We start from the raw sequence: 26270 nt of genomic DNA, 5'->3' as shown, positions 1-26270 counted from the left end.
CTCTCGCTAGTTTGTCGCATACTCACTTTCACCAGGTCTTTGACCATTCTGCAATTGGCGCATCGTTAAACCAAAATCCATTTGTAAGTGAGGATAGTCTTTAAAACTACTCCAGTCTCCTCCCCAATCAAAACCAAGATCTTTCGCAATAGCGACTACTTCCATCCAATCTGATTTTCCATTCTCGTTATCGTCTCGCTCCATATCCCATACAACATCACCATTATCTAACTTTAAAGCAAAATCGATGGCTAGACCATAATTGTGATAAGAACCGCCGCCGGCAACATTTGTAACGACTTGTCCTTCCGTTGACCGTCCTTTTTCATAAAGAGCATCCTGTTCTTCTTTCGTTCGGTGTGCAGCTGTAATCACAATCTCAACTCCTTTTGCGGCAGCTCGATTGATCAACGCATCTTTCGCTTCACTTACCGTTGGATGCAGCTCCGTTGGCAAAGGAACATCCTTTTGAATAAACATTCCCTCTAGATCTTCCTTGAAGTTGATGAAGATAAGACCAATTCCTATTATGAAAAGGAAGGTTATAAGATTGAATCCTTTCAAACAGAAACCTCCCACCTTATTAATCTACTATTTTGATCATAACATAGGTGGAGGTAAATCGTTCGAAATGGAGTCTTCCTAGAATTTGTAAGCTTCTCCACAGTGGTTTACATTATTCTACTTAAGAAATCAATCTTTTCGTTTCGTCACTCTGCATCCCGCTAATGGCCCAACCCTAGTATGATAAAGAGAACATAACCGTTTTTTATCCAACCCCTAGCAAAAGGAGACGCTTATGAAAAGATTAATAATTACAAATTCCCTTCTTATAATCTCTCTTATTTATCGTATTACGAAACCAACGTTATATCTGCCTGCATTCTCTATTGAAGCAGAAAATCCTGTTAAATTGACATTAACTACGCTTACCATCGATACTGGTTTCGTTACCGGTAACGCCGGCTCCATCTACTCAATTTGGTTAAGTCCAATCTACCTTCTTATATTAATCTCATGCGTCCTAACGATTTCTCCTTTGATTTCCAAGAAGCGGTAAGACTATTTCCCTAATGAAAATCCTTCAAACAAGCGACCACCATATGGTTGTAAAGCGTCATCAACGAACATAATGACGCTTTCCTTTTCACGTGTTTCATAATAATGATCAAACACTTGTACAAACCTATCCGCCAGTGTTTGATCATAATTTCTTAATGCACGGACAATCCATTTAGATGAGCCGATCCACTGTTTATTCGTACGAAGAATAAATTCATGAACTTGCTCTGCAAGAGTAGCTGCACAGCACATTTCTTCCCCTCGATCGGTAGCGCCAATAAAATCTTCTAGTACATCTGTAAGAAAATAGCGTTTTAGCGTCATCTCGTCTTCTTCCCATGGAGACGGCCCCTTCTTCAGGATCATTCTCGCTTCATCCTGCAGTACTTTTGCCTTCCCCTTGTCATTAAGGATGACGCCTTCAGACACCATTTTCGGAAGTGATGGTTTTGCACGGGCGCAGTCACTTTCATAATAGGCATAATAGCTTTCTAAATTATGAACATACCATTCGATCGGCCACCCTCATAGAAAAAGCTCTCCCGATACGAAACAGTTACCGACGAATCAAAGACGACTATATCAAGATCAGATGTAGCTGTCGCTTCCCCTCGAACAACGCTTCCAGCTAGAAAAGCAGCCTCACATTCGGGTGATCTTTTTTGTACTAGCTCCTTAGCTTTAGGTACGATGAGTTGTAATGAGTTCATTTTCCAACCTCCATTTCGTTTTTTTATATTTTGAAGAAATAGTAAGCCCGCTTAGGTAAAAACGATAGCTTTATTATCCAATTAACTAATAGATATCTAAACCAAGCCAGAAAGTACCCCTGCTAGTTTTTCTTTTATAGTCAAAAGACACAATCCTACACTCTCAAAATGCAACTAACTTTAATTAGAATCTTTGTTAACGTATCTCGCAAAAATTTCTAGTGCTTCCCTACCAATTATTTCAAAACAGTAGAGATATCTCAATCTTTTTTCACTTAAAAAGGAGCTTACCTTATTTAAGGTAAGCTCCTTTTTTAGAAGAGAGAAATATAGCTTTTTTTGCTTTTAACTCAGTCTTGCTTCATGTGCTTTTTATTGACGATGGTACGATTAAAGACTTTAAATAATGATAGACCCCATCATCATCACATGTAAATTCCGTTACATCGTCGACAATTTCTTTTATTTGGTCCGATGCATTTTTCATTGCTACTGCATAGTCAACAAACTGGAACATCGGTAAATCGTTGTTACTATCCCCTACTGCCAACGTTTCTACATCCGACAAATCAAAATAGTGTAACATTTCCTTAATACCAGTGGCTTTGTTCACATTTGCTACCATTACTTCAACATTATGAGCAGAAGAGATTGAGGTTGTAAAATCGATGTCTTGCTTTATTTTTTCTAACTCATCTTTCCATCGATTGATATTCTCTTTCGTTCTAGCGAAGAAATAGAATTTAGAAAACTTATTTCCTTCGATCTGACTTTTCCAGTCGATAGCTTCTTTGATCGCTTCTTGACGTGAAAGCCATTCATTAAGCCCAACACTTTCTGGCTTTGGGTCTTTGACTTCATCTTCCATAACTATACGATCTTGTTGTAAAGCGATACGGTCCGCTCCATATGGGAAAAGTTCATAATAAACTTTATGTTCTCTCGCTTTTTCGATAACCTTTTCTACTAATTCAAGAGGGAGTGAATGTTCAAATATGGCCTTGCCCTCAACATACCCCGCCATCCCATTTGAAGAGATGATCCCATCCACTTGGAATCCATCCGGTACAAGCTCGCTTATTTCATCTGCAGCTCTGCCTGTCGCGATAAAAACATAAAGTCCATTATCTCGTAACTCATCAATAATTTGTTTCGTAAATCCACTTACCTTGTTGTTGTGATTTAATATCGTACCGTCCATATCTAAAAAAATAGCCTTTGGCTTTGTTACCATAGTGACTCCCCCTACTGTAATAAATTCTCTATTTTTAAATTTTTTCATACCTTATATCTCACTTCACTTTTAGCGATCTTCCATAACTTAGTTTCTCCATCTATGAAACTAGTAGTAACCAGTATAATTATTGTTACAAATCGAAGCAAATTGCAATTGGTGTTTATCAACAAATAACATGTTACTCCTCTTCAATTAACCTGTTCAAGTTTTTGATATCAATTTTCATAAATTGGCATCAAAGTTTTGATTCGTTATTTCAATTTAAAAGAGCCTATCTGATAGCAGATAAGCTCCAACATTATGGAGTACGGAAAATTAATCGCTTTTTTTCTGTATGTTATTCATTTACATTCATAATTCTTATTACATACCATATCCTCCACCTCAACGCCTACCAGAGTTGTTCTTAAATAGCCGAACATAGAACAATATCTTTATTTACACGTACACCATTTCGCAAAATAGCTCTAAAACTAACCACTCCATATTTTCCCTATAATTGCATCATCTTTAACACCCTACAGAACTTTAAAAAGCGATTACACTTTACTGCAATCCCTCTCTTATTAATGGAACTTTATTTAGACTTTGCTTCTTCATATAAATATTGTCTCTATTTATAGCAATAATCAGACAGAAGTTCACTTCATTTCTTCTTAAAATAAGAGATGAGGTGATAAAGATGTACAAAAGATTATGGCGAAACAAAAATATACGGTATTACTTACTTGCTGGAGGAATCTCTCGACTTGGCGATGTTCTTTCCGGAATGGCTTTTTTATTTTTAGCGTACGATTTAACTGGTTCCAATCTTCACACTACAGGAATGGCTATGGCTGAGACCCTACCATACCTTCTTTTTGGATTAATAGGTGGGGTTATGGCTGATTGGTTACCTAAGAAAAAATTATTAGTCTATCTGGACCTAGCTCGCATCCCATTCATTCTTTCTATTGTATTTTTGCATTATATGGATACACTTACTTACACATATCTATTAATCGTGAGCTTTCTGATACAGAGTATAGGATGTTTCTTTAACCCGACCCATCGATCTGTACTACCTTCTATAACGACGGAAGAGGAACGAACGAATGCAAACAGTTTATATGATACATTAACTCGAGGAGTAACGGTTTTAAGTCCATTTATCACTCTATGGTTATTAAACACCTTTGGTGCTATACACTTTTTCACCTTAGACGCAATAACCTATGCTGTTAGCGCCTTTTTCATCTTTAAAATACACTTGAAGGACCCTAAACCACTTGTTAATAAAACGATTAGAGGTGTGTCTCGCTCAATTCTTGAGTTTACCTCTTGGGCGAAGGCGCACTCTACTGTCAGACAACTATTTATTTTTACCTTTGTTACGGTTTTTTTCAACACCTGGGTGTGGGAAGTAGGACTTTTGCTTGCATTATCAGAAATAAGTGAACAAAGTGAAGAGTTATATAGCATTTTACAAGGAGTATTTGGTGGCGTTGTTATTTTCACAAATATCGTTTTGCCATATTTGATTAAAAGAATGACTCTTCGCCTCTACTTAATTGGAGTGTTGATTTGGGGTACAGGCATTACATACTACGGACTCTTATATGATATTAAGCATTTCTTTATTGGTTGCGCTATCGTAGGTATAGGGCTGCCTATTGCTGGCCTCGCTCGCGTTTATCTTCTTCAGACACTTGTGCCAGAAGAGAAAATGGGACGCGCCTTTAGTTCCAATGCTGTCTTATTATATTTTTCGAACACCATTTCCTTAGGAGTGTACGGATTCTTAGTCATGTTCATTTCAATTCAACACTTAATGATTGGTAGTGGGTTACTCATACTCATTCTAAGTATTGGAGCTTTACTTATTAAAACCGTGAATCCGGCGAAATTCTGTTGGCGCCTTCCGATACATTTTTTTAAATAACTGGTTATAGGAAGAGACACTTTTAAACCCATGATTAAGAGCGATCGAAAGAATTGAGTCATTGGAATGTAATAAGGAGTATTGACTTCGTAATAGACGATAAAGTTGCAACCAAGAATAAGGAGAGAGACCTAGCTCCTCTTTAAAAAGGTGAGCAAATTGATATTTATTCAATCTTGCAACCTGAGCCATCTCGTCCAGTGTCCAGTCCTCGCTATAGCTTTCTTTAAGGGCATTTGTAACATCATTAATTACCGCTTTATTACTGATACTTGGAAAGTCAATTTGATGAGACCCTGCACCATATTGAAGCATCATAATGGAAAGCTGCGTCAAGCTGTTATCTAGAAAAAACTGATTGGTAACTGATCCAACTTCTTCATTTAGCGATAAGAAATCTCTAACAAAAAGCATCCATTGTCTTATTTGAGGATGTTTATAAGAAAGCAAAGTAAATTCAGGGGATGCTGCTGTAATGCCCAATCGATCAGCTGTCTCTTGCAGCAAAGACGGCTTTATCTCCACGAGGAATTTCTCATTTGTAGCCATAAGTTGTTTATGATCTTCATATGGGTTAAATATTAGAAACTCTCCTTTATCAATGGAGATGTCACCATGATTTGTTTGATAAGATCCTCTCCCGAATGGAGAAAAGATTAATTTATAACATTCATCACTTCTCCAAATCCGCTCACCTAATTGGTCATTACGGATAAGTAATAGTCCGTTCTCGTTATCTAGTATCATTAGTTAAGCTCCTAGTACAATAATGAGTTTTTCATTCGTTTATGACAATAAACCATTCAATTAATTATGAGACCTTGGGAACATACTTTAGAAACCCCTTCTACATCTGATTCACTTATCAATACTTAATTCTAATTTTAACATTTTACGGAATCTGTTTTGTTTCAAAATCCGGAATCAGCTTATTGAAAGCTGATGCTAGAACTAACGTTTAAAACAAAAGGACGTTATCTCCTAATCTCACAAAGCAATTCTTACTTATCCATTCATTTTTTGGTAAACTTTTGAAGGAACGGAATACCTTAAGGGAGGCACGAATGTGAAGCGGATTATGGTAATGGGTGCTTCAGCAGGAGCAGGTAAATCGACATTTGCAAAGAAACTCGGTCAAATTCTAGACTATAAGGTTTACCACCTCGACGCTCTGTTTTGGAAACCGGGTTGGATTGAAGCGAGTCTTGATGAGTTTCGCACTTCCCAGGAGAAGATTGCTTTAACTTCTAGATGGATTATCGAAGGAAATTATAGCAACTCCTATGATATCCGAGTGGCGCAAGCTGATACGATTATTTACATACATGCCCCGCGACTCCTTTGTCTTTATCGGGTTTTAAAACGCTGGATCACTCATCTCGGGAAGACACGATCAGATATGGGAAAAGGCTGTAACGAAAAAATGGAATGGTCTTTTTTAACATTTATTTGGACAACCTACTATCCTCGTAAGGAAAAGATGAAAAAGAGATTTGAAGAGATTCAACAAACTTCTCCCGAAAAAAAGATTATTCTTTTACAAAACAAATCAGAAATAGCGAATTTTCTTCATGAACTTCAGACAAACCATACAAATTTGTGAGAACCCATGATAAGATAAAGTGCAGTACGTTTGAATCCTAATTTTCCTGTTTAAACTAGAAATACTACTGAAGCACATGGAGGCATTATGCTAACTTTTGAAGAAAAACTAGAGATTATTGAATCATCCTTTCCTGAACTGACCCGAAAAGACGTTTCGCTTGGACGTGTGAACTTTCACTATGAAGAAGCGGTTATCGATAAGAAAAATGTTGTTTATCATCTTCACCCGAATGGGAACGGCTATGTATTTGGTGACCTTATTGAAGGATATCCATTAGATGAAAGAGGTATGGTTAACATTCGTGATTTCTCAAGCAATGAGCTTCGAAAAATCATAGGTGAGTCCATCCAGTCCCTTTCTGTCCTTCCTGGGTCAGATATCGAAATCCAAACTTGGGTAAACGATGAAGATCAAACGCTTGAATTAATGTACGAGCCTGAACTCGAGCTATGGAATGTCTACGCTGGCGATATTCTTGATGGCACATTCCCTTCTCGAAATGAAGCGGTTCAATACCTTGATGAAGAAGGATTTACTAGAAGATAATGTTATTAGCCTTCCGTTTAGACGCGGAGGGCTTTTTTATTTATCCAAGCGACTTATAAAACCCTGTTGATTTTCCCAAATAACCACACGCTTCATAGAATTGATGTGCAGCTCTTCGTTCTTCGCGGTTCCCGCTGTTTAACACAACTGTGGAAGCCCCTTTCTCATTAGCCAACTTCTCAGCTTCACGAATTAACTTCCTTCCGATTCCTTGCTGACGATATTTTTCTGCTGTTACCATCGTAATAATTCTTGCGATAAGAATATTAGCGACATACGAACGTTCATAATGCATGCCAAGCATCCCTAGTAGTTCCTTTTTTTCTTCGACTACAAGGGTGACATACAGATCGTCATTCATAATCGGTATCAGTCGTTCTTGCACTTCATGTACAGATGTTTCATAGCCCATATCTGAAAGTAAAAGAGTGATTCCCAGCTCATCACCCCTCCTCGCCTTCCTCACGTTCATCTTGCCTTCTCCTCTCGGAAATCATTATTTCGATATCGTTTTGAAACTTGTTTTTGTGAAAACATTGCAAGGAGCGGTACGACGAGCACAAGCAAACTTACTACTCCACCCCACCCAAAACGGTCCCACAATACACCAACACCTGAACTGCCTGCAGCGACACCTGCATAATAGCTAATTAAATAAAAGCTTGAGGCTCCACTTTTGTGATGTTCGGCTGTCTTAGCTACGGAAGCAGATGCCATTGAATGCGCGATAAAAAACCCAGCACAAATGATGCAAAGCCCAATCATGACAAGCGTTATTGATTGATGAATGGTTAGGACCACTCCTACTAGTAGTGTGAATAGCCCGATGATCATCGTTCGTCGAAGACCGATACTTGAAGAAATTCTTCCAGCCATGGGAGGAGAAACCACCCCAAGGATATACGCAGAATAAGTAAACGATATCCATTTCAACGAAAGTGTAAAAGGTTCTGCTTCCAAGTAGAAGGGCAAATAGGTCCAAACACCTGTAAAGATCACTTGAATGAGAAAACCAAGTGTAAAGAGAGACAACAATCGCCTGTCTTTAAGATGGACGAACATTCCTTTCATATCATGAATCATACTTCTACTCCCCCCGTTAAAAAAACGAGAAGCAGGCAAAAGCAAGTAAAAACACACTGTTACGACAAGTCCAAAAGCCGCAAGAGAGAGCAAACTTATTTTCCAGCTATATACATCCGTCAAATAACCTGTTGTAACGCGGCCGCTAAGGCCTCCCATTGCATTACTAGCAATGTAAATACTTGTGGCTAGGCCGATGTTGTAAGGCTCAACTTCATCTGCTAAATAGCCCATTGCTGATGCTGGTATACCTGCAAGAAAAAACCCCTGGACACATCGAAGAATTAAAAGAAGTAGAAACGAATTCATCAATGGCATGAGAAGTAGTAATCCTAGAACAAAAAGCAACGATACTTTCATCACCATTGTTCGTCCGTAGCGATCTGATACAAACCCTAGAATAAGAAGACCAGGAATCATTGTAATGACCGGCAATGACATCAGTAGACTTGATGTTGTAGGCGTTATTTGAAATTCTTTCACAAATATAGGAAGAAGCGGTTGGAAAGCATATAAGGAAGAAAAAACCAGCAATGCCCCACAACCAAGACTAGCTGCCGCTTTCCAAAACCCTGCATCTTTTGATGTATAACGCTGCTCCCTATTTACTTGATCGACCACTGTATCATCACCTTTATCCTTTGATCTGTTTATTTAAATTTAGTAGGAATTTGCGTTAGATCGATGCCCCACACGATTGGCATATAAAAATAGATCGCTAGCGTGATGATCACCACAGATGTTGCGTTAAGCCAGAACCCTGCTCGTGCCATGTCAGGAATCTTTAAATACCCCGACCCAAACACAACTGCGTTTGGTGGCGTAGCAACTGGAAGCATGAATGCGCAACTTGATGCAATGCCTGCCCCAATCATTAAAGCATACGGATGTACACCAATCGCTGCTGACAAAGATGCCATTATTGGAAACATCATTGTTGCTGTCGCCGTGTTCGATGTAATTTCTGTTAAGAAAATAACGAGCGACGTAACAAGAAGTAAAATAACAAATAAATGGATACCTTCAAGAACAGTTAGCTGCTCACCAATCCACTTCGCTAGTCCTGATTCTTGAAATCCAGAAGCAATTGCAAGTCCGGCCCCGAAGAGTAAGAGAATCCCCCACGGCAACCCTTTCGCGGTATTCCAGTCCAACAAAAACGATCCTTTGTTCGAAGGTGCAGGAATAAGAAACAACAAAATCGCTGCTGTCATCGCAATAATCGTATCATTGATGTTTGGATTAAGCTCACTTAGAACAAATGAACGACTAATCCACGCAAGTGCTGTTAATGAAAAAATCAATAAAATAACTTTTTCTTCAACCGACATTTTTCCTAGATCAGTCTTTTCCTTATTGATAACTTCTTTTCCACCTGGTAATTCTTTTATGTTCATTGGAAAAGCCATTTTCACAAGGTAATACCAACATCCAATTAAAAGTAAAACGGTTAACGGTACACCAAACATCATCCAGCGAGCAAATGAAATTTCAATGCCATAAAGTTCATTCACAACTGCTGCAAAAATGGTATTAGGTGGCGTTCCAATTAATGTCGCAAGACCCCCAATCGAAGCGCTATAAGCAATACCTAACATAATTGCTTTTCCGAAATTAAATCTCGGAGCTCCCTCTTCCGTATCCAGATCAAGCTGTTCTGACACCTGATAAATCACCGCAAGTCCAATTGGTACCATCATCATAGCGGTTGCGGTATTCGAAATCCACATCGATAAAAAACCTGTCGCCGCCATAAAGCCAAGTACAATTTTCTCCGTACTCGTTCCGATTGCTGATATAATAAAAAGAGCAATGCGTTTATGTAAATTCCATTTCTGCATTGAAAGCGCAATCAAAAAACCACCCATAAAAAGAAATATCGTATTGTCGCCATAGGCAGATGCTGTTAAATCACCTTCAAGTGCGCCCGTTAGCGGAAATAGGATGAGTGGCAAGAGAGATGTTGCAGGGATAGGGATAGCTTCTGTTATCCACCACGTTGCAATCCATGCGGTACTTGCTAATACGGCCAAACCAGCTTCCGAAAGACCGTGCGGATGAAAAAAGAGCATAAGACAAAGAAATAAAGCCGGCCCTAAAACTAATCCAGTGATCTTTCTTTTGTCGTAGGCTGGCCCAGGCCCTGATGTAAGCGTAGGATTTTTTTGTGAACTTTGGGAAGGGATTTCAGGCGTGTGTGAAGAAGCGAATGTTAAGAGATTCTTTGCACGATGATGTTCTTTCCAAAAATAACTCCAAAATAGACGGGCTTGTTCCATAGTGATACCTCCTATCGTTCATTTCACTCTAGTGTAGGATTCGTCAGGTACACCTGTCAATATTTTCACAATTTTGGGTATATATTACTCTTTTCAGAAAAGGACTTTTGCTCGATTATTGGTTTATCAATCACATTAACGCTTCCAAACCCCCTTATATTTCCAATAAGGGCGAACATTATAAGTTGATGGTGTGATTTTTAATAATTCAAACAATATATTACAGGAATTAGCGTTTCAATTCGATTAACAACAAGTTGCTCAAAATCGATCCAGGGGGTATATGATGAGAAAGATACAGCAGACGACCATTAATTCGGTTGTAAAATATGGACAAACGAAGCTTCCAAAATCAGCGAATACAGAATGTCCTGAATGTGGAAATGATGCCGCATTTCAATTGAAATTTGATTATCAAATTAACCAGGCCGTGTTCTCAACGCTTTCTCGCTGTTCCATTTGTAAAGAAGCGGTGCTCTTCATTCTAATTAAAACTTCTCACGGTGATCGAGGTGAGGAAGTCGAACTTTTTGTTCATCAAACGTCCTTTACACGTGAACCACTCGGTAGACTAACGAGTTCTGCTCGACTGCCTGATGACCTTGAACGTGTTTACCGCTCTGCCGTAAATGTACATAATATGAAAGACTGGACGGCAACAGCTGTAATGGCTAATCGCGTCCTCGAAAGCATTACCGGCAGTTTTCTAGCCGAGAATGAATTAGGACAGCCGCTATCCAAACAGCTCGAAACGCTGGCAAAACAAATTGATTTAGAAGAACCGATTGTAAAGTTAGGTCAGCTCCTTGGAAAAGGAAGTAATTTAAACGATCTCCTTTGCCTTGAAAAAGCGACAAGTGAAGAAACCGCAAATCTTATTATTGATCTACTTGATTCATTAATAGAATACTTATATATTCTTCCTCAGCGAATTGTTCATCTTCAAAAACAAATTGAAGGATAATAAAGAAAAACAGGTAGCTCATCATGAGCTACCTGTTTTTCTTTATCTCGTTTCATTTAAAAGTTACTTCTAACCGTTTGCTTCCTCTTTCTTTTGAAGAGAGGGATAGTTAATGAAAATCGCAATCACTCCAGCAACCGCAATAAGAATAGGATAAATCGAATATGGCAAGAGGGCAAGTGGCGAGATCGATGCAAGTCCTGCAACCGCTAGAACCTGAGCACCATATGGGAGCATCCCTTGAACACTGCCTGAGAAAATGTCTAGAATACTAGCTGATTTCCGTGGATCCACGCCATACTTTTCAGAAATATTCTTCGCCAGCGGCCCACCCATGATGATTGAAATCGTATTATTCGCTGTCGATAAATCAAGCACACTAGCCAAGCCAGCTATACCAAATTCCGCTCCTCGACGTGAGTTTACTCTACTTAAAATCTTATCTAGCACGTACTGAATACCGCCATTATGCTTGATCACTTCGATCATACCACCGATTACGAGGGCAATCATCGCAAGGTCTTCCATTCCTTTAATCCCTTCTGTAACGGTGGAAATAAGTCCACTCATTCCAAATGAACCGTTAAATAGACCGACTATTCCAGCAAATAGCGTTCCGCTCACAAGTACAACAAGAACATTAACCCCAGCGATCGCTGCGATTAGAACACCTAAATATGGAAGAATCGTGATCAAGTCAAAAGCACGTTCTCCACCAACTGTTGCCTGTTCTCCGATCGTTAACACGCCATATATAACGGCAGTGACAATAGCAGCAGGCAATACAATAAAGAAGTTTACTTTGAATTTGTCTTTCATTTGCGTATTTTGTGTTCGAACTGCTGCAATGGTTGTATCTGAAATCATGGAAAGATTATCACCGAACATCGCTCCACCAATAACTGCAGACAAGGTAAGTGCTGGAGCAATTCCCGTTTGTTCTGCGATTCCAATCCCAATTGGTGCAAGGGCTACGATGGTTCCCATTGACGTTCCCATTGAAATAGAAATAAAACATGCAATCAAAAATAATCCAACGATTAACAAATTCGCTGGAAGAATGGATATTCCAAGATTCACAATCGAATCAACCGCGCCAATTTTTTCAGCGGTTCCAGCAAAAGCTCCTGCCAATAAGAAGACAAGAATCATTAATATAATATTAGTATTTCCTGCTCCTCGGCAGAACACTTCCACTTTCTTCATAAAGTTTTCTTTTCGATTCATTGAAAGAGCTACACCAGCTGCAATTAATGAAGCAAGTATAACCGGCATGCTATAAAAATCCTTTGTCACAATCGCTGTGCCAATAAAGAGCACAATAAAAATGCCAAGAGGAAGTAACGCCAGGCCATTTCCTTTAATTTCTTTTTCCATTCTCTCTATCTCCTTCTACTTTTCTACAGCATAAAAAAACCCACTTCAAGAGAAGAGGGCTTTTGCTCTTATCTCTCAAGATTTCTCTTGCTGGAAGCAGCACCTTTCTGAATATCAGAGGTTGCTGAAGCTTCTTCGGGCCAGATCCCTCCACTTCTCTTAATAAGAAATATGCAATTATTAGAGCATAAGCTCAAATTTTATTTGATTTGAATTCACAATCGAACGAGCTTTACTTTATCACGCATGATTCTGCTGAGTCAACTCTTTCTACCACTGCATGAAAATAAACTCCTTGCTTAAAGGAGTTTATTCAGAGAATTCTCTACCATTACCCGCCTTAATTTAACGAGTTAAAAACTGTTCTATGTCTTTCATAATCGATGCTGGTCGCTCCTCAGGAAGAAGATGACCAGTTTTCTTATAGACAATCAGCTCAGCATTTGGTAAGTCGCTGCTTAAACGTTTCCCAATTTTCAATGGCACAACCCTGTCATTTTCTCCCCATATTAAGAGGCTCGGTGTATGAATTTGTTTTAGCTCCGCTTCGGACAGGTCACCTTCCCGATCACGGATCATACGAACCAACGATCTAAAAATCCCTTCGTTAAAGAAGGGTTGAATATAACCATCCATCATTTCTTCATCGATAAGCGCTGGATCATAAACACAATTGAGCAAATTCCCCCTAACTCCTTTTCGGTAAAGCCAGCGTTTTAAGTAGACAGAAAAGAAAGGTAAGTAGGATGTATAGACGAGACTCTGTTTGGCTTTCTCGAGATATCCTGAGCTACATAGCAAAATATTTTTACTTACAAAATCTTCTTTTAACGCTGATGCTCTCATAGCTACCTGTCCGCCCATGGAATGCCCGATCATGACCGTGTTTTCAATCGAAAGTCTTTCCAATAGCTCAACAACGACCTCTGCATAATTTTGGTAAGAGTGAACAAAGTGATGAGACTTCTCGCTTTTCCCAAACGGCGGGAGGTCGATTGCAACAACGGTGTAGGCCTTTGTTAATAATGGAATTAGTCTTCTAAAGCTGAAGCTTGAAGACAAAAAGCCGTGAAGCAGGGTTATAACTGGGCGATCAACAGCTTCTTCATTTCTGTAATACTCATAATGAATGTCAATCCCTTTAATTTTCTCCGTATTTTCTTTTAAATTTTGAGCTAATAACATCTGTCATCTCACTCCGGATTTTGATTTTGCTTGTTCTGATGATAGTGGTTTTCCAGTCAAAAATGTCTTGGCAAAGTTTGCGTTATACGTATTTTACCCCAATTAGGAAATGAAAAACTTTTTTGGCACCCGGAGTGTACAACCATTTTTTTCATTCTACTTCAACATGGATAAGGTCCAGCAATTTAACGTTTCTCTTTTGCTCCTGATGATCAATTACTCGTAGCTCTTTCGTCAATGGATCGACATAATGGACGTAGCCCGTGAGGACGTTCGTTTCACCGTTTTTAAAATAGTGAAAGCGCAGCGGCCAATGGAATTCCATAGCCTGGCATATCACTTCATTCATTTCCTCTATTTTTTGCTCATCCAGTACCGGCATCTGATTTCTTTTCTCTTCTTCTTTCCAATCACGTAGCTCTTTCACATGCTCAGGTAACATCATTGACGTCCACTTTATATTTCCGCGATCACGAATCACATTTATCCCCCCTTACGCTTTATGCCCACCTACAAGTTTACTTCTGTGTAAGGCTGTACCAGCTTTTGTGTATGAAACAGCGCGTAGCAGAGCATCCGATCCATATTTCTCTCTAATGGAATCCATCACATAGCCAAGGTCTCGCTGCTTCGGTCGAGCAGTGTTAAATAAATCCAGCTGCACTTCTTCATCATTACAAATATTTGAAAGAGTGATGGAAATTTTCCGAACCGTTTTTCTTTCATAAAATTCCTCAAATAGCTGAAGACAAACGCGGTAGACTTCAAGCGTAATCGCTGTTGGTCCATTCACACTTCTTGAGCGATGAAAGCCCCCGCCGCCTTCTTCTTTGCTATAACTAATCCCCAGACTAATCGTACGACCTGCTTTCCCGGCTCTTCTAGCACGTCTCGCCACTTCTTCACTCATTTCAAGAATAACGTGTTGAATTTCTTTTTGATCATGATAATCCCTTAACAAGATCTGACTTTTCCCAAAACTAATCTGTCCCTGCATAATGGGAGCACCCATTTCAGAAAGGTCGACTCCCCACGCATGATGATAAAGTTGATTCCCCATGACACCAAATTTCTCTTCTAATAAATGAAGCGGATAGTGAGCCAGCTGCTTGACATTTCGAATCCCCATTCGATTTAACGTACGTTCCACTCGTGCGCCAATTCCCCACATTTGACTAAGTGGGGAAAGCGGCCACAGTTTTCTAGGAATATCGTCATAGGTCCACTCTGCTATCCCTTTTTCTTTTGCCTCAAGATCCAGGCAAAGCTTTGCCATCAGAAGATTTGGTCCAATTCCAATCGCGCTTGGCAAGCCGAATGTCTCACTTATTTCATTTTTAATCTTATGAGCCACTTCAAATTTATCTCCCCATAGTCGTTCTGTCCCATCAACCTGCAAAAATGATTCGTCAACGCTATACGTATGGATACATTCTGATGGTACATAACGATGAAAAAGCCTCGTTATTTCCATTGATTGTTTTAAATAAGAAGACATTCTTGCGTTAACAATATGAATTCTTTTGTCATTTGGAATTTCAAATAACCTGCTCCCTGTACGAATCCCAAATTCTTTTTTTAGGGCTGGAGAAGCCGCTAGCACAACACTCCCCTGCCGTTCCACGTCTCCTACCACCGCAAGATAACACGTCAGCGGATCAAGCCCCATCTCTACCGCTGAGCAGCTAGCATAGAAGCTTTTCATATCAATACATAGAATTGTTTTCTTTGGAAATTGTGAATAATCCACTTGTATCCCCCTCCTTTTTATCAAACGGAACATTTGTTCTCTTTATCTATACCCGTATTTTACTCGAATATACGTTCTCTTTACAATAAGTACTTTCTTCCAATCAAAAAAGTGACGACTTTAAACTATTGATTTTATGATAAAAAAGATCCAGCCTAATGAACTATACAGTCATGATCTTCCAGGTAATTAGTCCTGTTAATACACCCGAAAGAATAGGTCATTAATATCAATAATTATTAAAATAGTTTGAATATTAAAACTTTCGTGATAAAGTAAGCACATCTTAATCACGAGGGGGAAATGAAATGGGAAAGAAAAAGAATTTGCTTTCAATTGGTTTATCAGTGGGGCTTGTTAGCACCATGTTTGCTCCATCCTCAACATTCGCAGCAGCGGATACAAATATGAATAAAGAAACAGGGACACCTTCTTTTGTTTCCGGGAAGTTAACAAAAGCAACCTCTCAAAATCCTAACGAAGTGTTATTCAACTACTTAAATGACCAGAAAAGCATGTACAAATTTAGCGGGTCATCAGCACAGGACGCTTTTGAAATAATCTCCAAAGAAAAAGACGACCTCGGCTTCACGGTCTTTCGTTTACAGCAGCTTCATGAAGGAACACCGGTTTACGGCTCCACTCAAACCGTACACGTTGATGAAAGCGGCGTCTTAACTGCTGTATCCGGTACAGTTATTCCGGACCTTGGATCGAAGAAAGAGCTTAAAAAAGCAACGAAATTCAAGAAACAGGATGCTATTAACAAAGCAGAAAAAGATCTAGGCTTCTCTCCAACTTACGAACAGAAACCCGAATCAAACCTTGTCGTTTATGCAGAGGGAGAATCTCCGACATATGCTTATCACGTCACATTAAACTTCCTTTCACCTGAACCAGGGAACTGGCAGTACATAATTGACGCAACAAGTGGTGAAGTGCTAACAAGCTTTAACGCGCTTCACGAAGCTAAAAAAGAAGGTGTTGGTAAGCCGGGCGGTGGCGCGATCACCGGAACAATTCAAACAGCGAGTGGAACCGGCGTCCTTGGTGACCAAAAGACGTTCAACACACTTCTTTCTTCCTCAACTTATTATTTGAAAGATACAACGAGAGGCGGCGGTATTTTCACGTATGACGCAGCTAATCGGACGAAGCTACCGGGTTCATTATGGGCTGATGCGGATAACACCTTCAACGCAAGCTATGACGCGGCAGCTGTCGATGCTCACTACTATGCAGGCGCAACATATGATTATTATAAAGATGTATTCAACCGCGATAGTTATGACGGAAATGGGGCACCACTAGAATCTACTGTACATTATGGTCGTAACTACAATAATGCGTTCTGGAACGGTAGCCAAATGGTCTATGGTGATGGAGACGGCTCCACGTTCGTATCTCTTTCTGGCGGTGAAGATGTTGTAGCACATGAATTAACACACGCTGTTACAGATACGACAGCGGATCTTATTTATCAAAATGAATCAGGAGCGTTGAACGAATCAATGTCCGACGTGTTCGGAACACTTGTGGAATATCATGATAATAATAATCCTGACTGGTTAATTGGCGAAGATATTTATACACCAGGAACTTCTGGAGACGCTCTTCGTTCGATGTCTGACCCTGCGAAGTTTGGCGATCCTGATCATTATTCTGTGCGCTATACTGGTACACAGGATAACGGTGGTGTTCATATTAATAGCGGAATCATGAATAAAGCCGCTTATCTTTTAAGTGAAGGTGGTACATTCTACGGAGTAAGCGTATCTGGAATCGGGAAAGACAAGCTTGGCGCCATTTACTATCGTACGCTAACGCAATATCTAACCGCGTCTTCGAACTTTAGTCAAATGAGAGCAGCAGCCGTTCAAGCTGCAACTGATCTCTATGGAAGTGGCAGCTCGGAAGTACAGTCAGTAAAACAAGCATTTAATGCCGTTGGCGTTCAATAAGAAGGTAGTTAAGACAGGTAGCCAGCGGCTACCTGTCTTTTCATTTGTTGAAGGTTTTATAAGTCTTCAAACGGGAAAGAAATGGCTAGAACAAAAAAGGAGGAAAAAAATCATGGCGATTTTTAAAGAAGACGCTCTAAAGCAAGAGCACGTGTTGATCACTGGAGCGACTGGTGGTATTGGATTTGAAACGGCAAAAGCCGCTGTTCAAGCCGGGGCTACCATTACGATTACAGGAAGAAATAAAGAGAAATTAGAGACGTTAAAGAACGAGTGCGAAAAGCTAGTTTCGGATGCTAGAATTACCGTGCTTCCGGCAGACTTAAACAATGAGCAAGATCGTGCTACCTTAATCGAAAATGCGATAAAAGAAAGAGGAACGATTACAGGGTTAGTTAATTCAGCGGGAATTGGTGGCGGCGATACGCTCGATCAGTTACAAGAAGAAGACCTTCGTAAGGTGATGGAACTTAATTATTTCTCAACGGTTTTACTCACACAGCTCGTTTACAGTAAAATGCGTGATGATAAGAAAAAAGGTTCCATTGTGAACCTCTCTTCTCTGTCGGGGCTTCGAGGAACTTTTGGAAATACCGCCTATAGCGCTTCAAAGTTTGCCATTACTGGATTTACACAGTCATTTGCACATGAAGCGATTCGTGATGGAATTAGAGTGAACGCCGTCTGTCCAGGCTTCGTTGACACAGAAATGGGAAGAAATAGCATTGAGTCAAAAGGAAAAAGAGAAAACAAAAGCTTTGAAGAAGAATTAAAAGCAGTAGAAGAAGCAATGCCTTCAGGTAGAATCACACAACCCGAAGAAGTAGCGAACAGTATCATTTACCTTCTATCAAACGCATCTGAGAACATTATTGGAGAATCTTTAAAGATTTCAGGCGGAAGTGTAATGCGTTAAGCTTCCTTCATTCATTGCAAAAAAACTCATGGCCATTCGATCCATTAAGATCAAGCAGCCATGAGTTTTTCTATTAGCGATAAATTCAAATGATACTTGAGTAGATACATGTATCCGTTATTTTCGTCCCATCAATGGCCAAGTCGTCATTTTTGAGCGTTCCTTCAAGAAGATAACCCAAGCGTTCAGGAATCGCTCGACTCCGCGCATTCTCTCGATCACACTGAATTTCAACTCTTCTACAATCCAGTCTTTGATGAGCATATTGAGTCAGCTTTTGAACAGCCTCCGTCATATAACCATGTCCACTATGCCCTGTCGCCATCCAATACCCAATTTCAAGCTTCGGAACATCCCAATGAATGTTATGAAAACCTGTTGATCCTACAAACTCATTTGTTTCTTTCAAAAAAACAAGAAACCGCAAACTTTCACGCTTTAGGAACTTGATGTGCGCTTCTCTTATATTAATTTCCGTTTCCTCGGGAGTAGGTGTTACCCGCGCAAAGCCTAGCCACGGCCTTAGTTCCTCAATAGACGTTTGAATCGCTTCATTTACTATTTTCCCATCACCAGGCTGAGGCATTCTTAGCAGCAATCGTTCTGTTTCAAGGGACGTTTCAATTTCCATTAATATCGGATTCACGATCATCTCTCCAATGTGTTGAATAATTAAGGACCAAATCTAACTAGAAGATAAACCGCTAATCAGGTGGATTAGCGGTTTACATGAAAACACCTTCACATTCCGACAAATTAAACGGCTTTAGGATTGGGGCCGAAGCGATTTTCTTCTCGCTCACTTTCAAGACAGGTGAAAACAAGAATAACTATACTACCAATAAAAGGAATGAGTCCAATCAATACCCACCAGCCGCTTCGGCCTGTATCATGCAATCTGCGAACCGTTACAGCAAGGCCCGGTAAAAGGATGAATAAAGAATAAATCCCTGTTAGAAATGGAGTAATATCAGCAAGCGATTCGATTAGAGTTAGGACAACTGAGAAAATGATGTTAAAAAGAGTAAACATCCAATATTCTTTACGCCTTGCTCTCCCTTGAAAGTTCACATAGTTCTTCAACACTTTCAAATACCAATTCATACAACTTCTCCTTTAGCGGTTAGATTAAGTTTAGTAGAATAATATCATGATTCACATGATAGTATAGCACAAAACATGACAATAATAGGCAAAAACCTCAGTAATTGGTTAGATAAACTCTCTCCTTAAGAGACTCATTCTAAGTCGATCAACGTAATGCCCTTCTCGGTAGCGATCTTCTCGCAATATACCTTCTTCCACAAAACCGCTTTGCTTGTAAGACTTGATAGCCTTCTCATTATCCATTTCCACTCTGAGCCAAATCTTATTTAATTCCAATTCAGTAAAGCCCCATCTAAGCATCGCTTTCATAGCACTTAAGCCATATCCTTGTCCCCAATAACGTTTATCTCCAATCGCAATCCCTAGTTCGGCATGGCCATTGAGCCGATCGATATTTTTCAGGTCCACCCACCCTATATGTTTCCCTTCCTCAGTTACAATCGCTCGCTGCTCATACCCGTTTTTTCGACTAATACATAATTGAATCCAGCTACTCGTTTCTTCTCGGGTAAACGGTGGATATTTTTCTGGCATATTCAGATGCTTTGTCACTTCAGTATCGAGACACCACTGATAGCGGTCTTCTGTATCAGAAAGAGAAAGTTCTCTAATGGTCACAACTGGCAACAGCCTTCCTTTCACGTTTAGCTCTCCTACCTTCCATCTTTTTCTTCCCTACTTATACCTGATCCCTATTAACGATCCTCTATTTGATTGAAGTATTTCATCATTTCTTTAACAATGGTTTCATAATAAGAGGATTCATGTGGAACAAAGTGACGTTTGCCTATTTTTTGATTCAAGTTCTTTCGTTCTCCGTTATGATTAAACCAAAACCCTTCCACATGAAGGTCGGTTTGTTTTCCCATCCAGAAATCATAGAATGCTTCAAAATCAGCCTGAACAATTCCTGCGACCTCTTCTTTTTGAAGATCAAATGTATCGAAAGATTGATTGTATTCAAAAAGAAAGATATTTGCGATTTCATTATCAAGGAAACTATCTTGCTTGATTGATGCATTCATTACAAGCAAGGGGTGCAATTCTTCATAAGAAACAGGAACTCCAAGTTCTTCCTCTATTTCTCGCACTCCATCCTTCACTGATTCGTCTGCCATTAAGTGACCAGCTGCAGTAATGTCATAAAGACCCGCAAAATCTTTTTTCAAAGAACTTCGAAGCTGCAAATACACTTGTTTAACCCCTTCTTCTTTCCGAACGAACCAGCATTGAAAAACCTCATGCCAGTGCCCTACTCGATGTGCCTCATCTCGTGAAGCCACTCCTATCGGGATTCTATTTTCATCAAATATCCTTACGCTCTCATCTATCATCTTGTAACCTCACTTTTTCTCTCAACTCATCTCTTCATTCGGCTTTCGTTTTCTTTTTCAATTGGAAATTCAACATAGATTGGTTTCCTTTTCACCCCAGCTCGTCTCTTTGCTTCACAGGACGTATCTTAATTTAGCGTAAACCTCTCTAGTCTTCCAAAACAACTCCATTTCCCAAAAAAAGAATGATGGTAAAATTTCCAACAAAGAACCTAAAAAAAGAGCACCTAAGTGATGCTCTTAAGACAAATTTATTTTTGGTCAAAAAACTTTCCAGCTATTTTTTCCACTAGGCTTGGAGCCGTGTGATAAAGTTTGGCTCCAGCGTTCATCCATCCTGGAAGGTTCACTTCGCGCGTGCCCTTTTCAATAGCAGAAATAATTTCTCGCGATACCTTTTCTGCTGAGAGCATCATCTTTTCAACGTTTTTCGTATAAGTGCCACTACTATCTGCCGTTTCAAAAAAATTTGTTTTGATTGGTCCTGGATTTACCGTTGTTACTTGAATGTGGTGTTCCTTCATCTCCATACGCAAACTGTTTGAAAATCCAAGAACTGCGTGTTTTGAAGCTGAATACCCCGAAGATTTTGGCGTAGCAAGCTTTCCTGCCTGAGAAGCAATGTTGACCACATGACCCGATCCTGCATCTATCATCCCTGGTAGCACATGTGAAGTAAATCGCATGAGTCCAATGACGTTCACATCAAACATTGCTTCAATATCTTTCATATCGGCATCCACAAACGCGTCAAATTTTCCAAACCCAGCATTATTAATCAAAACATCAATCGGGGGCATCTCTTCTAATAGCATCGGAAGAACATGCTCCACTCGCTCTCCATCCCCGACATCAATCGTCCATACGGCTGGCGCATAAGCCCCGCTTCGTTCAATTAACCCTTTCACTTCCATTAACTTTTCTTCTGAACGAGCTACAAGGATTAGTTTAGCCCCTTTTTTAGCTAAATCGATTGCCAACTGTCGTCCTATTCCGCTTGATGCTCCTGTAATAAGAACAACTTTATTCTTTAAATTTTTCATGTGCTTCACCTTTTACGATCTAGATCGATAAACCGTTTTTTCCTTTTCTTTTATTTTAACTATCACATTCTCCGATTCAAGATAATCAAGATGCCCGATTGTTTCGGAGAGAGTAAGACCTGTTTGCTTTTTATAAACTCCTGGAAATAATTGCTGACAAACTTCAAAGGCGGTCATTGGACTATTTAAAAATGATGCAACCTTCTCTGAACGTTCCTCTTGTTTTTGTAATCGTACCTTGATTAACTCGTCCGGATTTAAAATCGGCTCCCCATGACCGGTATAGACGTACTGAAGATGGGCATCTAACGTTTTACGATAAGAATTCCTCTGCTGAAGAAGCGGTTTAGGTCTCTCCGTCCCTTTCACATAGGGCGGCTCAAGTAAAGGGTTTGAAGAAATCTTCTTAATAAGATGATCGCCTGCAATCATCATTCCAGTCTCCTTATGCCATAAAGAGATATGACTTTGGGCGTGACCAGGTGTTTCCATCACAGTCCATCCGCTACAGCCTGGTACGTCATCTCCTTCAGAGAGATGACGGTCGCATTTTGCACGGTCTGTATACGCAAGATAGCCTCGCGTATCACTTACATGATCAAAATATTGTTCAGGAACCCCAGCTTCACGGTAAATCCCCGTCATAAACGCTTCATTTTCTTTCAAAAAAGAATCGCTCATCTGTAACCATCGGTCATTCTTCCAATGCCCTAGAACGTTAACACCATTTTTCATCATTCTCCCAACAAGACCAATATGATCAGGGTGGTGATGAGTGAGTACTACCTGATCAATATCTTCGAAAGCGACACCATAACTATGCAGCTGCTTCTCAAGTTCTTGTTGCGCTTCGGGTGTACGTGGGCCGGTATCAACTAGAGTCAGCGCATCTCCTTTTAATAAAAAACAATTTACCGGACCAACAGCAAACGGAGTTGGAACTGTCATTGACAGTACCTTTTCTTTCGTTAAATTCAAATTACCGCCACCTCTACTTTTCGTTACATTAACTACCTCTATTCTATCGCTGTTCGTCCTTTTTGTCATTATATCGAGATAGTTTATTTTGAATTTTCCGATATTAGAGGTTGACATTTTTTTATTTTCATAGCATACTATGTAAAATTAGAATGAACGTATTGGCTTTGAAAGGGAATAGTAGAAATTCTAGTATGTGCCAGAGAGAGGGATTCATCGGCTGAAAAGTCCCTTCATCTTACTCATTTCGAACCTACCCTCGAGCCAGCTGTAGAAATACAGCCGCTTCCTACGTTATAAGGAACTAGAGGATATCAATGTTGATATCAAAAATAAGGTGGTACCACGGATAACGCCCATTCGTCCTTTCATAAGGATGAGTGGGCGTTTTATTTTGAAAGGATGAGGATGATGACAAGAACGAACATCGGTTTCATTGGTGCCGGATCAATCACAGAAGCAATTGTCGAAGGAATGATTTCTGAAAAGTTTGTTGACTCTAACCAAATTATGTTATTAAATCGCTCGAATTCACAGCGACTTGAGGAATTAAAAACAACATACAGCGTTCATGTTACTCAAGATATTCAGAAACTTTTGCAACAAAATAGAGTGATCATTCTAGCTATGAAGCCAACAGACGCGCCCGATGCTTTAGGCATGATTCAGCCATATATTCATAAAAACCATCTGATTATTTCTGTTTTAGCAGGCATTACAACTACTTATATCGAAGAAAAGATCCACACACGCACCCCTATTGTTCGTGCAATGCCAAATACATCAGCTACAATAGGCTTATCTGCAACTGCTATTTCAGGTGGAGCGTACGCGGATAAAAATGACTTGTTGTTTACAAAGCGTCTGTTTCAAACGATTGGAAGCGTCGTGTCCGTTCCGGAAGATAAAATGAATGCCGTAACAGGGTTATCTGGCAGCGGTCCAGCTTATTTCTATTATATGGTAGAATGTATGGAAAAAGCCGCTATACAAAATGGACTTGACGAGGAAACAGCACGTGAACTCATCTTGCAAACCATTCATGGAGCTGCCATGATGCTTCGTCAAACGAAACAACCAGCAGAACTTTTAAGAAAAAAAATTACGAGTCCAGGAGGAACGACACAAGCTGGAATCGCCACTCTTAAAGAGTATGATTATGAAGAAGCTCTTTTAGCATGTATTACAGATGCAACGAATCGATCTCAACAGCTAGGTGAGCTTTTCCAAAAACAAAACTAATTGCGCCCGGTCATTTTCTACAATGTCCGGGCACAAAAAACACCAATATATTTTACACACTCTTCTTCTGGACAACACTACACATTTTTTTTAAGTGGTTTAAAGCTTCTTCACTATCTAATCCAGTCGCAATAATAGTCATCGGTCCAAAGTGAGTTGTCAGTCTCCCCATACTTAAAATACTCTTAGCATTTAATCGTTTCCCTTCAACTTCTACAATAATGTAACTACTAAAAAGATTGGCATCCTTTACAAAGTCCATCAAGAAGGCCATTGTAACTTTACTCGTGATCAAAACGGTTTCTTTATATACCATCCTTGCATCCTCCTCAGTATCTAATACAACCGTTTGCACATTTCTATTTTGACACCCTAGCTCCCTAAGCGCAAGAACTATGGCACCTTTCCTAACACAAACTTTACAACCGTTTCATATGTTATGTTAGATATTCTAACAATCCACCCGTGATTAATGAATAGCTATGATATAATGATAGCAGATTGCCAGTTTAGAAGACTTCAATAGTATATGTATGTATAGCCACATTATGAATATGAGCATAGGGAGTGACTGGAGATGTCATATAAAGATAAAAAAGTTCTGCCCATCGGATCAGTCAGTGAATTAACCGGGCTATCTCTGAGAAAGATCCGCTACTACGAGGAAAGAGGCCTTATTCTACCTGATCGATCTGGTGGAGGTACAAGAAAATTCTCGTTTACAGATGTAGAAAAACTAATGGACATTGCAAATCAAATTGAAGATGGCATGCAAACATTTGAAATTAAAAAGCTTTATAAAAAAGAAAAGCAAAAAGATAAAGATAAAATTAGAGATGAAATGATTCGTGGACAGTTAAATGCAGCATTTAAAATGACAAAATAGAGAAAGAAGCAAGCGATATTCGCTTGCTTCTTTTAGAGTTTCTTCGTTTAGAATATACGATGCAGGGTATAAATAAAAACAGAATGGTAATGAAAGGAGTTTTGCTTTATGAGTTTTCATTATACAGTGGAAACCTCTAAAACTGTCGATCAGGCAGTTTCTGACTTAAGTAATGAACTGAAAACAGAAAAATTCGGCGTATTATGGGATTTTGATCTGTCGGCCAAGTTGCAAGAAAAAGGAATGAACTTCGAAACTCCTTATCGGGTTCTCGAGGTTTGTAATCCAAAAGAGGCCGAGCGTGTCCTCAATGAAGATAAGTTAGTTGGTTATTTTCTTCCTTGTAAAATCGTTGTTTTTGATGATGACGGTCAAACGAAGATTGGTATGCCGAAGCCAACCACATTGTTAAACTTAACAGGCAAAAACGAACTAGGTGAAATTGGATATGATATCGAGAAACGCCTGATTTCCTGCATTGAGAAAAGCAAATAACGTGACTCCCTCACTAGACCCTCCTCTTTCCTTTAAGAGAAGAGGGTCTTTTCTCTTACTTACACTACCCAAAGGTTCCTTAATATCACTTTTTTTCCACTAAATGAACAAAAACCGTTACTTTATTCCTAAAATTATTGTGCAATAAGAATTCTTCAAAAGAGCATACATAGGGGGAAATATTTTGAGTTTTTACGGGGGATTGATTGTTAGTGATTCACATTATCGCAGCGGCATGTGGGCTTGGAGCAACATTTGCTCTGCCAGTGTTAATGGGATTACCCAAAACAGTAAGCCAGGCAAGATTCGCCAAGCCAGTATCAACAGGAATTGAAAAAATTGCAAAAATAGGTAGTTTAACGCTACTTGTTACTGGTCTTGGATTAGGGGCGCTTCACCCATTTTTATTTACACAAATTTGGTTTATCGCTTCACTAGTTATTTACATACTTGTCCAACCTATTGTAGCTGGGATCCTTCCGGAGAGGTACAAACGGATTGGAAAACAGATGGCGCCGAGTGTAATGAATGCATTTGCTATTATTCTCATTATTTTAATGACATTAAAACCCTTTTAAGAATTGATCA

General features: G+C 39.5%; 28 protein-coding genes, 1 pseudogene, 1 riboswitch and 1 other annotated feature. Of the genes and pseudogenes, 11 read left to right on the top strand and 18 right to left on the bottom strand.

Going from position 1 to position 26270, the window contains the following annotated elements:
• Nucleotides 1–6: 6 nt before the first annotated feature.
• On the bottom strand, nt 7–564 hold the full coding sequence (locus PQ578_RS07905; protein ID WP_273833081.1) for a M15 family metallopeptidase: 558 nt from the start codon (nt 562–564) through the stop codon (nt 7–9).
• Nucleotides 565–799: 235 nt separating this feature from the next.
• Here PQ578_RS07905 and PQ578_RS07900 point away from each other — a divergent pair, with 235 nt between their 5' ends.
• Nucleotides 800–1060 carry a hypothetical protein gene (locus PQ578_RS07900; RefSeq protein ID WP_273833078.1) on the top strand — a complete coding sequence of 87 codons (261 nt, stop codon included), beginning with the start codon at nt 800–802 and terminating at the stop codon, nt 1058–1060.
• Between the two features lie 2 nt (nt 1061–1062).
• Here the strand turns inward: PQ578_RS07900 and PQ578_RS07895 are convergent.
• A pseudogene (locus PQ578_RS07895) lies at nt 1063–1772 on the bottom strand (nucleotidyltransferase domain-containing protein).
• Between the two features lie 361 nt (nt 1773–2133).
• On the bottom strand, nt 2134–3006 hold the full coding sequence (locus tag PQ578_RS07890) for an HAD family hydrolase (RefSeq protein ID WP_273833076.1): 873 nt from the start codon (nt 3004–3006) through the stop codon (nt 2134–2136).
• A 685-nt stretch (nt 3007–3691) separates the two neighbouring features.
• Between PQ578_RS07890 and PQ578_RS07885 the strand changes: the two genes are divergently transcribed.
• Nucleotides 3692–4930 carry an MFS transporter gene (locus tag PQ578_RS07885; protein ID WP_273833074.1) on the top strand — a complete coding sequence of 413 codons (1239 nt, stop codon included), beginning with the start codon at nt 3692–3694 and terminating at the stop codon, nt 4928–4930.
• Here PQ578_RS07885 and PQ578_RS07880 read toward each other — a convergent pair.
• Nucleotides 4865–5677: a helix-turn-helix transcriptional regulator gene (locus PQ578_RS07880; protein WP_273833072.1), complete on the bottom strand. Its 813-nt coding sequence runs from the start codon at nt 5675–5677 to the stop codon at nt 4865–4867. The two genes, PQ578_RS07885 and PQ578_RS07880, sit on opposite strands and share 66 nt — an antisense overlap.
• Before the next feature lie 319 nt (nt 5678–5996).
• Between PQ578_RS07880 and PQ578_RS07875 the strand changes: the two genes are divergently transcribed.
• Both PQ578_RS07875 and PQ578_RS07870 read left to right on the top strand, forming a co-directional pair.
• The gene (locus tag PQ578_RS07875) at nt 5997–6533 is read left to right on the top strand and encodes a P-loop NTPase family protein (protein ID WP_273833070.1); all 537 of its coding nucleotides are present in this window, start codon (nt 5997–5999) and stop codon (nt 6531–6533) included.
• An 87-nt stretch (nt 6534–6620) separates the two neighbouring features.
• Nucleotides 6621–7082 (top strand): hypothetical protein, encoded by a 462-nt coding sequence (locus tag PQ578_RS07870; RefSeq protein WP_098444103.1) that lies wholly within the window; start codon nt 6621–6623, stop codon nt 7080–7082.
• A gap of 40 nt (nt 7083–7122) precedes the next feature.
• Here the strand turns inward: PQ578_RS07870 and PQ578_RS07865 are convergent, their stop codons facing one another.
• The 3 genes from PQ578_RS07865 to PQ578_RS07855 are packed head-to-tail and all read right to left on the bottom strand — an operon-like array spanning nt 7123 to nt 10444.
• Nucleotides 7123–7554, bottom strand: coding sequence for a GNAT family N-acetyltransferase (locus PQ578_RS07865; RefSeq protein ID WP_273833067.1), 432 nt, complete (start codon nt 7552–7554; stop codon nt 7123–7125).
• Nucleotides 7551–8786 carry an MFS transporter gene (locus PQ578_RS07860; RefSeq protein WP_273833066.1) on the bottom strand — a complete coding sequence of 412 codons (1236 nt, stop codon included), beginning with the start codon at nt 8784–8786 and terminating at the stop codon, nt 7551–7553. Before PQ578_RS07860 ends, PQ578_RS07865 begins: the two co-directional genes overlap by 4 nt.
• 29 nt (nt 8787–8815) lie before the next feature.
• The gene (locus tag PQ578_RS07855) at nt 8816–10444 is read right to left on the bottom strand and encodes an SLC13 family permease (protein ID WP_273833064.1); all 1629 of its coding nucleotides are present in this window, start codon (nt 10442–10444) and stop codon (nt 8816–8818) included.
• Nucleotides 10445–10730: 286 nt separating this feature from the next.
• Between PQ578_RS07855 and PQ578_RS07850 the strand changes: the two genes are divergently transcribed.
• Nucleotides 10731–11408, top strand: a complete 678-nt coding sequence (locus PQ578_RS07850) for a hypothetical protein (protein ID WP_273833061.1) — start codon at nt 10731–10733, stop codon at nt 11406–11408.
• Nucleotides 11409–11477: 69 nt separating this feature from the next.
• Here the strand turns inward: PQ578_RS07850 and PQ578_RS07845 are convergent, their stop codons facing one another.
• The 4 genes from PQ578_RS07845 to PQ578_RS07830 all read right to left on the bottom strand — a co-directional run bounded on the left by PQ578_RS07845 (nt 11478) and on the right by PQ578_RS07830 (nt 15753).
• A complete protein-coding gene (locus tag PQ578_RS07845) occupies nt 11478–12785 on the bottom strand; it encodes a Na+/H+ antiporter NhaC family protein (protein ID WP_273833059.1) in 1308 nt (435 codons plus the stop codon).
• Nucleotides 12786–12850: 65 nt separating this feature from the next.
• Nucleotides 12851–12954, bottom strand: a riboswitch (SAM riboswitch).
• 176 nt (nt 12955–13130) lie between these two features.
• On the bottom strand, nt 13131–13970 hold the full coding sequence (locus tag PQ578_RS07840) for an alpha/beta fold hydrolase (RefSeq protein WP_098444109.1): 840 nt from the start codon (nt 13968–13970) through the stop codon (nt 13131–13133).
• A 151-nt stretch (nt 13971–14121) separates the two neighbouring features.
• A complete protein-coding gene (locus tag PQ578_RS07835) occupies nt 14122–14451 on the bottom strand; it encodes a YolD-like family protein (RefSeq protein ID WP_273833056.1) in 330 nt (109 codons plus the stop codon).
• 12 nt (nt 14452–14463) lie between these two features.
• Nucleotides 14464–15753, bottom strand: a complete 1290-nt coding sequence (locus PQ578_RS07830) for a Y-family DNA polymerase (RefSeq protein WP_420541522.1) — start codon at nt 15751–15753, stop codon at nt 14464–14466.
• 275 nt (nt 15754–16028) lie between these two features.
• Between PQ578_RS07830 and PQ578_RS07825 the strand changes: the two genes are divergently transcribed.
• Nucleotides 16029–17681: a M4 family metallopeptidase gene (locus PQ578_RS07825; RefSeq protein ID WP_420541521.1), complete on the top strand. Its 1653-nt coding sequence runs from the start codon at nt 16029–16031 to the stop codon at nt 17679–17681.
• Nucleotides 17682–17793: 112 nt separating this feature from the next.
• A complete protein-coding gene (locus PQ578_RS07820; protein ID WP_273833054.1) occupies nt 17794–18597 on the top strand; it encodes an SDR family NAD(P)-dependent oxidoreductase in 804 nt (267 codons plus the stop codon).
• Between the two features lie 85 nt (nt 18598–18682).
• Here the strand turns inward: PQ578_RS07820 and PQ578_RS07815 are convergent, their stop codons facing one another.
• The 6 genes from PQ578_RS07815 to PQ578_RS07790 form a co-directional block, all read right to left on the bottom strand.
• On the bottom strand, nt 18683–19243 hold the full coding sequence (locus PQ578_RS07815; RefSeq protein WP_224881023.1) for a GNAT family N-acetyltransferase: 561 nt from the start codon (nt 19241–19243) through the stop codon (nt 18683–18685).
• Between the two features lie 110 nt (nt 19244–19353).
• Entirely contained in the window at nt 19354–19701 is a 348-nt protein-coding gene (locus PQ578_RS07810; RefSeq protein WP_098444115.1) for a DUF805 domain-containing protein, read from the bottom strand.
• A gap of 108 nt (nt 19702–19809) precedes the next feature.
• Complete coding sequence (locus tag PQ578_RS07805) at nt 19810–20346, bottom strand: GNAT family N-acetyltransferase (protein ID WP_273833048.1); 537 nt, start codon at nt 20344–20346, stop codon at nt 19810–19812.
• Nucleotides 20347–20399: 53 nt separating this feature from the next.
• Nucleotides 20400–21038: an NUDIX hydrolase gene (locus PQ578_RS07800; RefSeq protein WP_273833047.1), complete on the bottom strand. Its 639-nt coding sequence runs from the start codon at nt 21036–21038 to the stop codon at nt 20400–20402.
• A gap of 251 nt (nt 21039–21289) precedes the next feature.
• A complete protein-coding gene (locus tag PQ578_RS07795; RefSeq protein ID WP_273833045.1) occupies nt 21290–22081 on the bottom strand; it encodes an SDR family NAD(P)-dependent oxidoreductase in 792 nt (263 codons plus the stop codon).
• A gap of 12 nt (nt 22082–22093) precedes the next feature.
• Nucleotides 22094–23059, bottom strand: coding sequence for an MBL fold metallo-hydrolase (locus PQ578_RS07790; RefSeq protein ID WP_273833042.1), 966 nt, complete (start codon nt 23057–23059; stop codon nt 22094–22096).
• Nucleotides 23060–23217: 158 nt separating this feature from the next.
• Nucleotides 23218–23430 (top strand) — a binding site (T-box leader).
• A 37-nt stretch (nt 23431–23467) separates the two neighbouring features.
• Here PQ578_RS07790 and proC point away from each other — a divergent pair.
• Nucleotides 23468–24301 carry a pyrroline-5-carboxylate reductase gene (gene proC / locus PQ578_RS07785; RefSeq protein WP_273833040.1) on the top strand — a complete coding sequence of 278 codons (834 nt, stop codon included), beginning with the start codon at nt 23468–23470 and terminating at the stop codon, nt 24299–24301.
• 52 nt (nt 24302–24353) lie between these two features.
• On the opposite strand, the gene PQ578_RS07780 is transcribed toward proC, so the two are convergent.
• Nucleotides 24354–24617: an HPr family phosphocarrier protein gene (locus PQ578_RS07780; RefSeq protein ID WP_098444121.1), complete on the bottom strand. Its 264-nt coding sequence runs from the start codon at nt 24615–24617 to the stop codon at nt 24354–24356.
• Nucleotides 24618–24878: 261 nt separating this feature from the next.
• On the opposite strand from PQ578_RS07780, the gene PQ578_RS07775 reads away from it, so the two are divergent.
• From PQ578_RS07775 to PQ578_RS07765, 3 genes are all read left to right on the top strand, one after another.
• A complete protein-coding gene (locus PQ578_RS07775; RefSeq protein ID WP_098444122.1) occupies nt 24879–25187 on the top strand; it encodes a MerR family transcriptional regulator in 309 nt (102 codons plus the stop codon).
• A 108-nt stretch (nt 25188–25295) separates the two neighbouring features.
• Nucleotides 25296–25682: a DUF302 domain-containing protein gene (locus tag PQ578_RS07770; protein WP_273833037.1), complete on the top strand. Its 387-nt coding sequence runs from the start codon at nt 25296–25298 to the stop codon at nt 25680–25682.
• Between the two features lie 212 nt (nt 25683–25894).
• Nucleotides 25895–26260 carry a DUF2269 family protein gene (locus tag PQ578_RS07765; protein ID WP_273833311.1) on the top strand — a complete coding sequence of 122 codons (366 nt, stop codon included), beginning with the start codon at nt 25895–25897 and terminating at the stop codon, nt 26258–26260.
• Nucleotides 26261–26270: the final 10 nt, after the last annotated feature.

The organism is Guptibacillus sedimenti, assembly GCF_028610665.1.
GTDB classification, from domain to species: domain Bacteria; phylum Bacillota; class Bacilli; order Bacillales; family Guptibacillaceae; genus Guptibacillus; species Guptibacillus sedimenti.
Note: the sequence above shows the minus strand (reverse complement) of the source record. Positions and strands in the feature narration are given on the sequence as shown.